Origin of the sequence: Propionicimonas sp. (assembly GCF_034927565.1) — a bacterium.
Classification (GTDB): Bacteria; Actinomycetota; Actinomycetes; order Propionibacteriales; family Propionibacteriaceae; genus Propionicimonas.
Map to the genome: position 1 here is coordinate 45,849 of NZ_JAYFPT010000049.1, position 14,844 is coordinate 60,692.

Here is a 14,844-nt window from a genome sequence, read left to right on the forward strand (position 1 = left end):
CGGTTGTGCGGAGTTCCGCCGGGTATCCGGAGCGCGTTTCCCGTCCGAACTCCGCACAAACGGGTCAGCGCTGGGGCGGAACTCCGCACAACGAGTCAGCGCCGGGTGGCTGTGACCAGGAGATACTCCCAGTCGAAGGCGGACTCTCCCACGCCGAAACGGTGGGCCAGGCCGACCAGGTCCTGGTCGAGCCGTGCGACCAGTTCCGGCTGATCGGCAATGCCACGGTAGGCGGCAATCGTCGGACCGTAGTAGGCCTTGAAGAAGTCACGGAACGCAGCGCCGGTCGCGAAGCTCTCCACCCGCAACACCTGCCGGGTGGCAACCAGGTTGGTCACCCGGTCGCCGAACAGCGTTCGGAGGTGATCCTCCGTCCCCCACAGCGGACCCGGTTGGGCGCCCGCCGGTGGCGCGGCGACGTACGGCTTCATGGTGGCGAACATCTGCCCGATGAAACCCTTCGGCGTCCAGTTGATCAGCCCGATCGTCCCCCCGGACCGGGTGACCCGCACCAGTTCGTCGGCCACCGGCTGGTGGAACGGTGCGAACATCACACCGACGGTTGAGATGGTCGCGTCGAACGTCTGATCGGCAAAGGGGAGGTGCTCGGCATCGGCCTGCTGCCAGTCCAGGTCGAGCCCGGCTGCCTCGGCCCGCCGCCGTCCGATCTCCAGCAGTTCGGGGGTCAGGTCGGTGGCCACCACCCTGGCTCCCCGCTGGGCTGCGGGGAGCGCGGCATTGCCCGACCCGGCGGCGACGTCGAGGACGTCGTGGCCGGGAGCGATGTCGAGGGCGGAGACCAGGACGTCCCCAAGCGGGGCGACGACCTCGGTCGCCACCTTGTCGTAGTCGCCCAGAGCCCACAGTGCCCGATGCTTGGTCTTGATCGGGTCGAGGGCGAGAGGCGTGTTGGTTACTGTGTTTGTCATGCCTCAACCCTCGCCGCGCGGACGGGGGCGACGCCTCGGCGGCACCACCCAACCTCATCCGAACGGCCAATCATGAAACTGGCGGGAACCCGCCACGTCAGACCAGCCGAATCCGGTTCGAACTGCCGGTCAGAGGGGAATGCTCCCCCGGCTCGCGGTTTGGTACCGGATTCGGCCGGGACGAGAAGCTGCTCGGCGACCCGGATCAGCCGCGGGCCAGCAACCGGGCGACAGCGGCGGCACGGGCCGAACGCCCCTGCAGCCCGAGCTTGGTGTAGACGTTCTGCAAGTGGCGCTCGACCGTCCGCAGCGAGACCACCAGGGCGTCGGCGATCGCCTCATTGGACAGCCCCTGGGCAACCAGCCGCACCACGTCCAGCTCCCGCTCGGAGAGAGCGGACAGATCGGCGGAGGGCAGTGGCGTCACCAGGTCACGGTCAGGGGCCAGGAAACGCTCGACCTCGGCGACAAAGACCGCCCAGGCCGGCTCGTCCTCCAGCAGGATGTGGTTGTTGCTGTCCAGCGGTACCAGAGTGGCGTTCGGGATCCCCGAGGCGAGGTGACGTCCCTCCTCGAACTCCACCGACTGGTCGCCGGTCGCATGCAGGACGAGGGTCGGTTGGGTGACCTGCGAGAGCAGGTCGGTCACGTCCGCGCGGTTGTACTCCTTGCGTGAGACGAACACTGTCTCCGCCGACGCGGCGACCTTCTGCAGGTCGTCCAGCCAGCGCATCTGCTCCTCGGTGGCCTCCGGAATCATCAGGGAGGTGAACACCCGCCGGAAGGTCGGTTCCGGACGCCCCCAGCCCACCCGTACCAGCTGACCGAGGGTCTCGGAGAGGGCCAGCGCGTCCGGGGAGGTGTCCCGCTGGCCCACGGCATAGCTGTCGTAGAACACCAGACGGGTGACCCGTTCCGGAAAGCGCACCGCGTAGTCGACCGCGATCGGCCCGCCCTGGGACATCGCCATCAGCGCGAACCTGTCGAAGCCGGCGTCGTCAGCCACCGCCACCAGGTCCGCCAGCCGCGCCTCGTGGGAGTAGTCGGTGACTTCCCAGTCCGACAGGCCGTGGCCGCCCAGTCCGACAGGCCGTGGCCGCGTTCGTCGAACCGGACGACGGTGGCGAACCTGCCCAGGTCGCGGAGGAAGTGCCGCCAGACCGGGCTCTCCCAGTCGGTCAACAGCTGGGACACCCAGCAGGTCGAGATCAGCAGCGGAGGCCCGGAGCCGTGCACCGCATAGGCGATCCGCACTCCGTCCGGGGCACGGGTGAAGCGGACGTCCTGGGTCGCTGGCACGACGCGCCGGACAGGCATGTGACAAGGGTAGCCGTCACCCCGCGCGGCATCACCCCGGCCCACCGCGGATACGCAAGGTCACGCAGCGTCCCTCGTCCGCGCGGACGGCACGGGCGCCCGACCAGCATCGACGGGCCGGCGGATCCGGGCTGAGGAGGGCCTTCCCGCGACAACCGCCTGCGACGAGCCCGCCCAGCGCGACCACGTCGCGACCACGTCGCGACCACGGCCCGGGGCCGGGGATCAGGCGGCCAGGATGGCGTCCACTCTCCCCGCCGCACTCCGGCCCGCCGGCGCGTCGATGGCCGCCCGCACCGAATCCGGGACGACATCACGCAGCCCACGTATCCACCACTCTCCCCGCCGCACTCCGGCCCGCCATCACGTCCAAGCCCGCCCGCACCGAATCCGGGACGGCATCACGCGGCCGACGTGGCGTCCGCTTCTCCCGCACTCCGACCGGCCGACGCGTCGGGCGTCGCCGTCGCCGGGTCCGGGGCGGCGGTACGCAACTCCTCCAGCAGGCGTGCGCGGTCCCGGTCCTGGCGGCGGTCCACACCGGGGCGCCAGTCGAGGGTGGCCCGGCGATGAGCGGGGCCGAGGGCGAGCACCAGCAGCAGAATCGTCCCGCCCCCGATCAGGAATCCGGTCATGCCCCACGTCCTTTCGCACGAGCGGTTGCCCGCGACTCCGCTTCAGGTTGCTGTGAAAGAGGAACCACGTCCTCGCCCACGGCGGGCCGCTGGCTGACTGGGCCGAGACCCCGGACGTCCCGCTGGCAGAAATCCTTCCCCAGGCCTGATATCCGCCACAAGCGGCTGGAACGCCACCCCTCGAAGGATTTCCGCCACTACACTGGCGGTCATGGCGGTGCGCAGCGTGAGCGTGATCCTGCTCGAACCGGTGGCGGTGTTCGAGTTCAGCGTCGCGGTCGAGGTCTTCGGCGTCGACCGCAGCGACCACGGACTGGAGCCGTTCGACTTCCGGGTCTGCGGCATCAAGCCCGGCGTCCCCCTGCAGGCCAAGAACGTCGAACACTTCACCATCACCCCCACCCGCGGCCTGGACGCCGTCGCCGGCACCGATGTGGTGATCGTCGCCGCCAGTCCCATCCGGCGGCGGGAGGACTACCCTCCCGAGGTGCTCGACACCGTCCGCCTGGCCTACCGCGGCGGCGCCACCATCCTCAGTCTCTGCTCCGGCTCGTTCGTCCTGGGTGCCGCCGGCCTGCTAGACGGACGTCGCTGCACCACCCACTGGATGTACGCCGACCTGATGCAACGCTGGTATCCGGACGCGCAGGTGGACCCGTCCGTCCTGTACGTCGACGATGACCGGGTGATCACCAGCGCAGGCACGGCCGCCGGCATCGACGCCTGTCTCTATCTGGTGCGCAAGGAAGTGGGGACGGCGGTCGCCGCCACCATCGCGCGCCGCATGGTGGTACCGCCGCAACGGGACGGCGGCCAGCAGCAGTTCGTCGACCTGCCGATCCCGGCCTGCTCCTCGGACGGGCTGGCACCCGTGCTGGACTGGGTGGTGGAGCATCTCGACCAGGAGCACACGGTGTCCTCGCTCAGCGCCCGGGCGTTGATGAGCGAACGGACCTTCGCCCGGCGCTTCGCCGCCGAGACCGGCACCACCCCGCACCAGTGGCTGATCCGGCAGCGGGTGCTGGCCGCCCGCCACCTTCTGGAGGAGAGCGACCTGCCGGTCGAGCAGGTGGCGGCCCGGGTCGGCTTCGCCTCCCCCGTGCTGCTGCGCGACCATTTCCGCCGACTGGTGGGACTCCCGCCGTCCGAGTACCGGCGGCGGTTCGGCGCTCGCGAGATGCTGCCGGCCTGATCATCCCGGCACCGGGGCGCGCCACAGCACCAGCGGACGGTGCGACTGCGCCACAGCACCCGTGCCCCAGGCCCGCACCGCCACTGGGGTAACTGGTGGGACCGGTGGCCACACTCACCTGCTCCGGCGGCAAGGAAGTTCTGGACGAGCGAAGCAAGGAGTAGCGTCGGACCATGAAGCTCACCCGCGCCGAACTCGCCCGCTACGTCGACCACACGCTGCTGGCACCCACCGCGACGCCTGCTGACGTCACCGCCCTGCTCGCCGAGGCCGAGGAATTGGGCACCTGGTCGATCTGCGTCTCACCGTCGATGCTGCCGGTCACCGGCGGGAACGGCCACGTGAAGATCGCCACCGTGTGCGGGTTCCCTTCCGGCAAGCACACCCCCGCGACGAAGGCGGCCGAGGCTGCCGAATCGGTCGCCCGCGGTGCCGACGAGGTGGACATGGTGATCGACCTCGGGCTGGCGAAGACCGGCAACCGGGAGGCTCTGGTGGCCGAGATCGCCGCCGTGAGGGCGAGCGTGCCGGCCCCGGGGGTACTCAAGGTGATCATCGAGTCCGCCGCGCTGACCGACGACGAGATCGTGCTCGCCTGTCAGGCCGCCGAACAGGCCGGCGCCGACTTCGTGAAGACCTCCACCGGCTTCCATCCGGCCGGCGGGGCCAGCGTCCACGCCATCGAGTTGATGGCCCGGACGGTCGGCGGACGGCTCGGCGTGAAGGCCTCCGGCGGCATCCGCAGCTACGAGACCGCGATCGCCCTGATCGAGGCCGGCGCCACCCGCCTTGGCCTGTCCGGGACGGCGGCGGTGCTCGACGGCGTCACCGCCGAGGGCGACTACTGAGCAGGAGAGGTCGCCCGGGCGACCCGGCTAAGCGAGCCTGACCGACCGCAGCACGGTCGGCACCAGCAGCCCGTCGGGGTCGGCGCCGGCCAGTCCCCGGACACCGAAGCTGTGGGTCTCACCGGGGAACAGGTCGATCAGCAGGCTGTCGACCTCGGCGTTCTCCGCCACCCGGTCGGGGAACAGGCACAGCGAGCGCAGGAAGGACGTGGCCCGGACGGTGACCGTCGCACCGTCGGCATCCGCCGTGGCGTACGCCTGGTAGCCCGGCTCGGGCAGGGCCGCCGCGACGTCCTCGGTCAGCAGCGCGACCGTTCGCTCGGCACCGGCGATCGTTGCGACCAGCGCCAGGTCGGCGACCGGCAGCCCCGCCGGATCCAGCCGCACCGCGATGTCGAGCTTCGAGCGCACCCGCACCACCGCGGAGACCGCCTGTGACCACAGCACCTCACCGGACAGCCGGCGCAGGTCCAGGACGCCCTCGGCCGGCCAGTCGCCGGTACCGTCGTTGACCAGGACCGCCGTCCAGCCGTCCGCCCTGCGCTGCAGGGTGACCAGCCGGTCGGCGTAGGCCGAGCGGACGGCGTACCACAACGGCTTGCGGCGGGCGACCGGTGCGCCGGTGGCGTCGGTCCCCAGATCGAGCATCGACCAGGAGGTGACCGGCCAGCAGTCGTTCAGCTGCCACAGGATCGACCCCCGGCAGCGGCCGCGCAGCGACCGCCAGCGTTCGATGCCGAACCGGACCGCCCGGGCCTGCTGCAGCTGCATCGCGAACAGCCAGTCGTCGAAGTCGTCGACCCCCTCGCCGGGCTCCGGCAGATGCCCCCGGATGCCGTTGCGCAGCTTGAGGTTCCCGTCCTTCGCCTTCTGGTGGACCAGCATGGCCGCCGAGCTGGCGCTGCGGTCGGCCGGGGCCAGCGTCCGCGCCCAGGTCGCAAAAGTGGCCGGGCCCTGGTATCCGAACTCCGCGACGAAACGCGGCGCATAGTCGCCGTAGCCGGTGTAGTCGCGCTCGTTCCAGACGTCCCAGACGTGGATCGTGCCGCGGTCGGGGTCGTTCGCCCGCAGTTCCGGGCTACCGGACGACGGGCTGCCCGGCCAGTACGGACGGGACGGGTCGAGCTCGGCGACGATCCGCGGGAACAGCTCGTCGTAGTAGCCGCCGCCCCAGCTGAGGTCGCCGCCGGGAAGCTCGTCCCAGCCCCACTCCTGGTGGCCCCAGCTCGCCTCGTTGTTGCCGTTCCAGATCACCAGGGACGGATGAGCGGAGAGCCGCACCACGTTGTCGCGCGCCTCGGCCTCGAACTGGGACCAGAACGGCTCCTCCTCCGGATAGGGCGAGCAGGCCAGGGCGAAGTCCTGCCAGACCAGCATGCCGAGCTCGTCGCAGGCCGCGTAGAACTCGTCGGTCTCGTAGAGTCCGCCGCCCCAGACCCGCAGCAGGTCGACATGGGCGTCCCTGGCCTGCTGGATCCGCTCCCGGTAGCGCTGCGGGGTCACCCGGGTGACGAAGGCGTCGTCGGGGATCCAGTTCGCGCCCCGGACGAACACCTCGACCCCGTTGATCACCAGCCCGAAGGTGGCACCTGTGCCGTCGGCGTCCTCGGTAGTGTCCAGGACGGTGGAGCGGAAGCCGGTTCGCCGGCTCTCCCGGTCCAGGACGGTGTCACCGTCGTGCAGCACCACCTCGACCTCGTAGAGCGGCTGGTCGCCGAGGGAGTGCGGCCACCAGGGCTGCACCGGCAGGTCGAGTTCGGCCGAGGTCCAGCCGTCGGGGGCCGGTTCGGCGGGCACCGTCACGGTGGCGTCCGCACCCCGCCCGCTCACCGTCACCGTCAGCTGGGCGCCGCCGGCATCGCCCGCCGTCCGGGCGGCGACCCGCAGCCGTCCTTGCCAGGCACCGTCCGCCGGCTCGGCGGTCGCCAGCACGCTGAGGTCGGCCAGCCGGGCCCGCTGCCAGCCGACCAGCGCCAGCGGCTTCCAGATCCCGGCGGTGATCAACCGCGGTCCCCAGTCCCAGCCGAAGTTGCAGGCCATCTTGCGGATCAGGTTGTAGGGATCGGCCTCGACGTGGTGCCGCTCGCCGACCAGCTGCTGCATCCGGGCGATGTACTCCAGCGCGGGGGCGAAGCCGATCTCCAGCAGATTGCCACCGGGCCGCAACGCCTCGCCGGCGGCGAACGCGTAGCGCCGGTGCATGTTGGCCGTGCTCCCCAGCGGCGTGCCGTTGAGCGTCACGTCGGCGACGGTGTCGAGGCCGAGGCAGACCAGGTCGCAGTGCCCGGCCAGCAGGTCGCTGTCGGGGGCGAGCTCGAACTCGTGGCGGTAGCACCAGGTCTGCGCGCCCACCCAGTGCTGGTCGGCCTCCGAGGTGCCCGGGTACGGGTCGTCGATCAGCCCGGCCGCCAGCAGGTCGGTGTGGACACAGCCCGGGACGGTCGCGGCGATGCCCGCCGCCAGCCGGTCGCGGGCGGCCGGCGGCACCTGCTGCCAGGCCGCGGTGCCCGGGATGGCCCGCAGCGTCCAGCGGGTTCCGGAAAGCTCGAGTCGGGTCCTGCCCACCGGTCATCCTCTCCTCGTCGTCGCGCCGGCTCCGGCGGGTCGAACCGGGAGAAAAGAGCTCCCGGCTGCCTTCCTCGGCGTTCCAGCCCTGGCCGAACCACAGGCTTCCACGGTAGGCGACCAGCCCGCCCCAGGCGAGGATTCCACCGGATCCGAGGTCGCGGTAGGTGAGCGGGTCATCGAGCCGGTAGCGCGCCTGCCCGGTGGCGGTTGACCACGTCCACGACGTGCCGGATCGCGGCGGCACCGCTCAGGTAGCCGCCCGTCCTCGATCTTGGCTGTAGGCACAGCAGAAGCCGATCCCGCCGCTGTTCTCCCAGCGCACCGGCCCCACGGCGGCAGGGTGGCGCCCCAAACCGGGGGATGCCGGCCAGGCCCCACCGCCCCGGTCTGGACGCGTCCGGCCCCCGACATGGCAGTGGGCCCGGCGGTCTCCCGCCGGGCCCACTGGCTGCTGTCAGGCGCTACGCAGAGCTGCCCGCGCCGCGGCGAGCCGGGCAACCGGCACGCGGAACGGCGAGCAGGACACGTAGTTCAGACCGACCTGGTGGCAGAACTCGACCGAGGACGGGTCGCCGCCGTGCTCGCCACAGATGCCGAGCTTGATGTCGGGACGGGTCTGCTTGCCGAGCTCGGCAGCCATCTTCACGAGCTTGCCGACGCCGTTCTCGTCGATCCGGGCGAACGGGTCGTTCTCGTAGATCTTCTTGTCGTAGTAGGCATCCAGGAACTTGCCAGCGTCGTCCCGGCTGAAGCCGAAGGTCATCTGGGTCAGGTCGTTGGTGCCGAAGGAGAAGAACTGCGCCTCGGTGGCGATCTCGTCGGCGGTCAGCGCCGCCCGCGGGATCTCGATCATGGTGCCCACCAGGTACTCCAGCTCGACGCCGGCCTCGGCGATGACCTGATCGGCGGTGGTGGTGACGATGTTCTTGACGAACGCCAGTTCCTTCACCTCGCCCACCAGCGGGATCATGATCTCCGGCACGACCTTCCACTCCGGATGGGCCTTCTGCACGTTGATCGCGGCCTCGATGATGGCGCGGGTCTGCATCTCGCCGATCTCCGGGTAGGTCACGTCGAGGCGGCAGCCACGATGGCCCATCATCGGGTTGAACTCGTGCAGCGAGGCGATCTTCGACTTCAGGTCGTCCACCGAGATCTTCATCTCGGCGGCCAGGGCGACGATGTCGTCCTCCTCGGTCGGCAGGAACTCGTGCAGCGGCGGGTCGAGCAGCCGGATGGTGACCGGGAAGCCCTTCATCGCGGTGTAGATGCCCTCGAAGTCACCGCGCTGCATCGGCAGCAGCTTGGCCAGCGCGGCCTTCCGCTGTTCGACGGTCTCGGAGACGATCATCTCGCGGATGGCCGCGATCCGGTCGGTCTCGAAGAACATGTGCTCGGTGCGGCACAGGCCGATGCCCTCGGCCCCGAACTCGATCGCCTGAGCGGCGTCGCGCGGGGTGTCGGCGTTGGTGCGGACCTTCAGGGTGCGGAACTCGTCTGCCCACTCCATGACGCGGCCGAAGTAGCCGGAGATCTCGGCCGGGACGGTCTTGATCGCCTGGCCGTAGACGTTACCGGTGGAGCCGTCCAGGGAGATCCAGTCGCCCTCGCCATAGGTCTTGCCACCCAGAGTGAACGACTTCTCGTCCGCCCCGAACTTGATCTCACCGAGGCCGGCGACGCAGCAGGTGCCCATACCGCGGGCCACCACGGCGGCGTGCGAGGTCATGCCACCGCGGGCGGTCAGGATGCCCTGGGCGTAGTGCATGCCCTCGATGTCCTCGGGGGTGGTCTCCAGCCGGACCAGGACGACCTTCTTGCCCTGCTTGCCCTCGGCAGCAGCGTGTTCGGCGGTGAAGACCACCTGGCCGGAGGCGGCACCCGGGGACGCCGGAAGACCCTTGCCGATCGGGGTGGCGGCCTTCAGCTCGGCGGTGTCGAACTGCGGGTGCAGCAGAGCGTCGATCTGCTTGGGGTCGATGGAGAGCACGGCCTCCTTCGGGGTGATCTTGCCCTCGTCCACCAGGTCGCAGGCGATCTTGAAAGCGGCGGCGGCGGTGCGCTTGCCGTTGCGGGTCTGGAGCATGAAGAGCTTGCCCTCTTCGATGGTGAACTCCATGTCCTGCATGTCGCGGTAGTGGTCCTCCAGCCGGCCGACGATCTCGACGAACTGGTTGTAGACCGCCGGGTTCTCGTCGCGCAGCTGGTCGATGGTCTCCGGGGTGCGGATGCCGGCCACGACGTCCTCGCCCTGGGCGTTCATCAGGAACTCACCGAACAGACCGGACTCACCGGTGGCCGGGTTGCGGGAGAACGCCACGCCGGTACCGGAGGTGTCGCCCATGTTGCCGAACACCATCGACTGGACGTTGACCGCGGTGCCCCAGTCGGACGGGATCTCGTTGAGCCGGCGGTAGTAGACCGCACGCGGGTTGTCCCAGGAGCGGAACACGGCCTTGATGGCGCCGAACAGCTGGTCGATCGGGTCGGACGGGAACTCCTCGCCGATCTTGCTGAAGTACTCGGCCTTGAACTGGCCGGCGAGCTCCTTGAGGTCCTCGGCGGTCAACTCGACGTCCTGGGTGACGCCGCGGGCTTCCTTCATCTCGTCGATGAGCTTCTCGAAGTACGCCTTGCCGACCTCCATGACGACGTCGGAGTACATCTGGATGAAGCGGCGGTAGGAGTCCCACGCGAACCGCGGGTTGCCGGACTTGCGGGCGATGGTCTCGACGACGACATCGTTCATGCCGAGGTTGAGGATGGTGTCCATCATGCCCGGCATCGAGGCGCGGGAGCCGGAGCGGACGGAGACCAGCAGCGGGTTCTCGTCGTCGCCGAACTTCTTGCCCATCGCAGCCTCGAGGGTGGCGACGTGCTCCATGGTCTCGGCGCGGATGGCGTCGTTGATCTGCTCGCCGTCGGCGTAGTACTGGGTACACGCCTCGGTGGTGATCGTGAAGCCCTTCGGCACCGGCATGCCCAGCCCGGTCATCTCGGCGAGGTTGGCACCCTTGCCGCCGAGCAGGTTCCGCATCGAGGCGTCGCCCTCGGCGAAGTCGTACACATACTTGGTCATAGTGAGGTTGAGTCTCCTTCGATAGCTCCGGGCAGTGCCACATGAGACCGTCGCACGCGGCCCTTCGGCGCCGGCCGGAACACCCCGACGCCATTGGCGTTTTGCGCCTCTTACCGTACCGCCTAACGGCATGAGGTTTCACATCGTTCGCGTCACAACGACCTCAGGTAGTACTTCCACGACCTCGGGGTGCCACCTCGGTCCCGTCCGGGCAGCGAGGTCAGGCGGTCGGACGGGGCGCCGACGGCTCGATCCCGGCGTACCCGGACAGTGGCAGCAGTTGCACCCCGTCCGGATCGTCCAGGCTGGCGAGCAGCCGGCGACCGGCCTCGTCTGCCTCCCCCGCCTGGTCGAGACCGGCGGCCAGCAGGTCGCGCAGCCGTCCCACCCGGACGAGCCGGCCACCGTCGGCGGAGAGCACCGCCCGGTCGGCGGCCAGCGCGATCAGCAGCATGCCGTGCACCGGCGGCTGGCCCGGGCCCACCGACGGCTGGAAGTACGGCAGGTCGAAGGCCAGCCCGCCGTGCCGGGCATAGAACTCCAGCCGGCGGGACGGATCGCCCTGCACCGCGTCGGCGGTGTGGAAGTCCGGCCGGTCGACCTCTGCCACCACCAGCTTCACGCCCGGACATGCCCGCCAGCGGGCCACCGCCGCATCCAGCAGCTTCCCGCCGGTGCCCCGGCTGCGCACCCCGGGAGCAACCGCCAGGTAGACCAGCAGGACGACGCCGTCGGCGAACTCGCCGACCGCCACCGCCTGCGGGCCGTCCACCCCCGGCACCACGAGCACCTCGCAGGCCCCGGCGGCCACAGCCTGGCGCAATTGTGCGGCCGGGAGTAGTTCGGCCGGTCGGAAGACCGGGGTGAGGATGGTGGCGTGGATCGCCTCCAGCAACCGGGGATCGTCCACCACCTCAAGCTGGATCATGCCGGCCATCTCCTCTCCCTGTGCCATCTGCAGGTTCTCCCCTCCGGATCGCGACGACGCTGGTCGCCGGTGCGCACTCTCCCTGCCGCCTGCGGGTCCTCTCCATGCCGTCTGTGGGCGGACAGGCGTCGACCCGCCTCAGCTGCCGGGGTGTGGCCCATCGTGAGTGGTTGACGTGGTTCTGCGTCCACCCTGATCGGTCACGCTGTCGATTCTGCCCGACCATGTCGACGCTCGCGGGAGCGGCTGCCACATTGACACCCGACCCCGCCGGATGGTGACGTGGGGGTGACCCGAGGAGGCCACCGATGTCCGACGCCCCGTCCCGCCCGTCCAGCTTCGCCGAGCCCGGTTTCGCGCTGCCCGGCCTCGGTCTCGGGGTGGCCACCGCAGCCACCCAGATCGAGGGCGGCAACGCCGACACCAACTGGCACCGCTGGGCGGCCAAGCCCGGACGGATCGCGGACGGCAGCACGCCCGCCCGGGCGGCCGACCACTGGGAGCGGGTCGGCCAGGACATCGCCCTGCTCGGCGAACTCGGGGTGAAGCACTACCGGATGGGCCTGGAGTGGGCGCGGCTGGAACCCCGGCCGGGCGAGTTCGACACAGCGGCCGTCGCCCACTACCGCGACGAGCTGACCCGGCTGCGGCAGGCGGGCATCCGTCCGCTGGTGACCCTGCACCACTTCAACAATCCCTGGTGGTTCGAGCGGGTCGGCGGCTGGGAGTCGCCGTCCGCGCTGCCGACCTTCGCCCGCTACGTCACCCGGGTGCTGGAGGAGTTGGGCGACCTGGTCGACGACTGGGTGACGATCAACGAGCCGAATGTGTATGCCACCAAGGGCTGGCTGGACGGACAGTGGCCGCCCGGGGTGACGAACTCCTTCGGCCGCACCCTGACGGTGATGCAGGTGATGGCGACCGCCCATGTCCAGACCTACCAGGCGATCCACGCCGCCTTCCCACAGGCACAGGTCGGGGTGGCCAATCACCTGCGGGTGTTCGCACCCCAGAAGCGGTGGAACCCGGTTCACCAGCTCAGTGCCACAAGCGGCAGGTACCTCTTCCAGGCCGCCCTCACCCGAGCATTCAGCCAGGGACGGTTCCTGGCCCCGTTCGTCCAGCCGAAGGGCGTCGAGCCCGGCAGGTACTACGACTTCCAGGGGATCAACTACTACACCCGCAGTTCGGTGAAGGGCCTGGCGGACGGGGTGGCCTCCCATGTCCCCGTCAACGACCTGGGCTGGGAGATCTACCCGCAAGGCCTGGTGGAGGTGGCCCGGTGGACCCATCAGCACTACCCCGGCCCGATCTGGATCACCGAGAACGGCACCGCCGATGCCGCCGACCGGTTCCGTTCCCGTTTCCTCTACGACCACCTCAGGGCGATCGCCGGCTCCGGGCTGCCGATCGAGCGGTTCTACCACTGGTGCTTCACCGACAACTTCGAATGGGCTGAGGGGGAGGAACCACGGTTCGGCCTGGTCGCGCTCGACTACCTGACCCAGCAGCGCACCGTCCGCGACTCCGGACGGTTCTATGCCGACGTCATCGCCCATGGCGGCGTGACCGCCCAGGCCCACGCCCGCTGGGTGGCCGGCCAGGCCTACCCCCGCTGATCGCCTTCGTGGGCCAGGGGACGGTTCCTGGGCCTGCGCGCCACGCGCGCCACGGGACGGTTTCTGGTCCCGAGGTCCGACACGATCGGGCGCCCCCACGCCAGAATCCGGGGAGGACCAGGAACCCGAGTGCGGATGCGCACCGGATGCCTGTCCTGCCCCGGAAGCTGGTGGGATCAGCGATTGATCCAGTATCAGTTGATCGGGCTGGACCCGAGGGTCACCTGAGCCGACTTCTCCTTGCCGGTCGGGGTCGTCCACTCCACGGTGATGCTCTGGCCGGGCTCAAGGACGCGGATCACGTCGGCGAGGTTGGTCTGGGAGGTGATCCTGGTGCCGTTCACCGAGACCAGCTGGCTGCCCTCGGTGATACCGGCCTTGGCGGCGGGGCTGCCGTCCACCACCTGGGTCACCACCCGGGCGCTGGAACCACGAGACCTGCCGGAGTCCGCCACCACGATGCCGAGGTAGCCGGCCGGGCCGACCCGGACGGTGCCGGAATCCTTGCCGGCCTCGATCGTCTGCACCACTGCCAGCGCGTCGGCGATCGGAACCGCGTAGCTCTCACCGGCCTGCACCGACCCAGCGGTGGTCATGCCGGTCACCTCGGCCTGGGCATCGAACATCGGGCCACCGGAATCACCGGGGACGGCGTTGGCGTCGGTCTGGATCAGCCCGCTGAGATCTTCCTCGGCGCCCCAGGGGGACTCCGACGAGACCGTCAGATCCTGTTTCAGGCCGGTCACCTGCCCATCGGCGCGCACCAACTCACCGCCGCCACTCGCGTTGCCCACGGCGCTCACCGCGTCGCCGACCGAGAGCGCGTCGCCATCGATCGTCACCGTCGGCAGGCCGCTGGCGTCCGCGAGCTGCAGCAGTGCCACGTCCCGGCTCTGGTCGAAGCCGAGCACGGTGGCGTCGTAGCTGTCGCCGGTGTCGGCGAGGGTCACCTTGACCTGCTCGGAGCCGGCAACGACGTGGTAGTTGGTGAGCACCTTGCCGTCCGCGCTGAGCACCATGCCGGTGCCGTAGCCGACACTGCCGGACGAGGCCGCCTCGATCAGCACGACCCCCTTGGTCTGGGCCTCGGTCGGCTTGACCGCCGAGCGCGGCTGGACATCGGACGGGTTGGTCTGCTGGTTGCCGGCCTGCCCCTGGTCACCGGATTGCCCCTGATCACCGGACTGTCCCTGGTCCTGACTGGGGAAGACCGGGGAGTTGCCCTCCGAGCCGGAGGGTTGGCCGGACTGGGTACCGCTGCCCGGCTGCAGGCTGACCGCCGACCAGACCTGCGAACCGGCTGCGAAGCTGCCCATCCCGAGCAGGAAGGCGAGCACCAGCGCGGTGACGAAGACCCCCGGACGGCGCCACCACGAGGTGGTCTGCCGCACCGGCTGATAGGGCGGGACCGGCCCGCCCGGACCGGCGCTGTAGCTGTAGGGAGAGCCCAGCGGGGTCGGCCACTGCGCCGACCAGTAGCCAGGGGGCGGCTGCGATCCTGGCGGCGGCCAGCCGGAGGCGGCGGGTGCCGGCGGGGTCGAACCCGACAGCGAGGCGGCACCGACCGGCTGCGGTGCGGCAGCGCCCTGGGGCGGCATCCAGCCGGACGGCGGCTGTCCCGCGCCCCCGGAGCCCGGCTGTCCGGGCTGCGTTCCGGCGCCCTGGGCGGAAGCCGCCCATCCTGCCGGGGGCTGCGGGGTAGCACCAGCCTGGGCAGACGCCTGCCAGC

Annotated in this window: 11 protein-coding genes; 3 read left to right on the top strand and 8 right to left on the bottom strand. The window is 70.3% G+C overall.

All coding sequences use genetic code 11. The features are described from left to right. Nucleotides 1-95: 95 nt before the first annotated feature. The 4 genes from VB080_RS10000 to VB080_RS10015 all read right to left on the bottom strand — a co-directional run bounded on the left by VB080_RS10000 (nt 96) and on the right by VB080_RS10015 (nt 2,881). The gene (locus tag VB080_RS10000; protein ID WP_323418297.1) at nt 96-929 is read right to left on the bottom strand and encodes a class I SAM-dependent methyltransferase; all 834 of its coding nucleotides are present in this window, start codon (nt 927-929) and stop codon (nt 96-98) included. Nucleotides 930-1,134: 205 nt separating this feature from the next. Then, on the bottom strand, nt 1,135-1,935 hold the full coding sequence (locus VB080_RS10005; RefSeq protein ID WP_323418298.1) for a LuxR C-terminal-related transcriptional regulator: 801 nt from the start codon (nt 1,933-1,935) through the stop codon (nt 1,135-1,137). After that, nucleotides 1,899-2,246, bottom strand: a complete 348-nt coding sequence (locus VB080_RS10010) for a hypothetical protein (protein WP_323418299.1) — start codon at nt 2,244-2,246, stop codon at nt 1,899-1,901. Before VB080_RS10010 ends, VB080_RS10005 begins: the two co-directional genes overlap by 37 nt. Nucleotides 2,247-2,647: 401 nt before the next feature. Further along, nucleotides 2,648-2,881 (bottom strand): hypothetical protein, encoded by a 234-nt coding sequence (locus tag VB080_RS10015; protein WP_323418300.1) that lies wholly within the window; start codon nt 2,879-2,881, stop codon nt 2,648-2,650. A gap of 211 nt (nt 2,882-3,092) precedes the next feature. Here VB080_RS10015 and VB080_RS10020 point away from each other — a divergent pair, with 211 nt between their 5' ends. Continuing rightward, nucleotides 3,093-4,073, top strand: a complete 981-nt coding sequence (locus tag VB080_RS10020; RefSeq protein ID WP_323418301.1) for a GlxA family transcriptional regulator — start codon at nt 3,093-3,095, stop codon at nt 4,071-4,073. 173 nt (nt 4,074-4,246) lie between these two features. Continuing rightward, the gene (deoC, locus tag VB080_RS10025; protein WP_323418302.1) at nt 4,247-4,921 is read left to right on the top strand and encodes a deoxyribose-phosphate aldolase; all 675 of its coding nucleotides are present in this window, start codon (nt 4,247-4,249) and stop codon (nt 4,919-4,921) included. 27 nt (nt 4,922-4,948) lie between these two features. Here the strand turns inward: deoC and VB080_RS10030 are convergent, their stop codons facing one another. From VB080_RS10030 to VB080_RS10040, 3 genes are all read right to left on the bottom strand, one after another. Beyond that, nucleotides 4,949-7,486, bottom strand: coding sequence for a glycoside hydrolase family 2 protein (locus tag VB080_RS10030; RefSeq protein ID WP_323418303.1), 2,538 nt, complete (start codon nt 7,484-7,486; stop codon nt 4,949-4,951). 457 nt (nt 7,487-7,943) lie between these two features. Beyond that, nucleotides 7,944-10,568: a pyruvate, phosphate dikinase gene (ppdK, locus tag VB080_RS10035; RefSeq protein ID WP_323418304.1), complete on the bottom strand. Its 2,625-nt coding sequence runs from the start codon at nt 10,566-10,568 to the stop codon at nt 7,944-7,946. A 220-nt stretch (nt 10,569-10,788) separates the two neighbouring features. After that, nucleotides 10,789-11,523: a hypothetical protein gene (locus tag VB080_RS10040; protein WP_323418305.1), complete on the bottom strand. Its 735-nt coding sequence runs from the start codon at nt 11,521-11,523 to the stop codon at nt 10,789-10,791. 281 nt (nt 11,524-11,804) lie between these two features. Between VB080_RS10040 and VB080_RS10045 the strand changes: the two genes are divergently transcribed. Next, nucleotides 11,805-13,115: a glycoside hydrolase family 1 protein gene (locus VB080_RS10045; protein WP_323418306.1), complete on the top strand. Its 1,311-nt coding sequence runs from the start codon at nt 11,805-11,807 to the stop codon at nt 13,113-13,115. Between the two features lie 194 nt (nt 13,116-13,309). Here VB080_RS10045 and VB080_RS10050 read toward each other — a convergent pair whose 3' ends face one another. Then, nucleotides 13,310-14,713 carry a trypsin-like peptidase domain-containing protein gene (locus tag VB080_RS10050; RefSeq protein WP_323418307.1) on the bottom strand — a complete coding sequence of 468 codons (1,404 nt, stop codon included), beginning with the start codon at nt 14,711-14,713 and terminating at the stop codon, nt 13,310-13,312. Nucleotides 14,714-14,844: the final 131 nt, after the last annotated feature.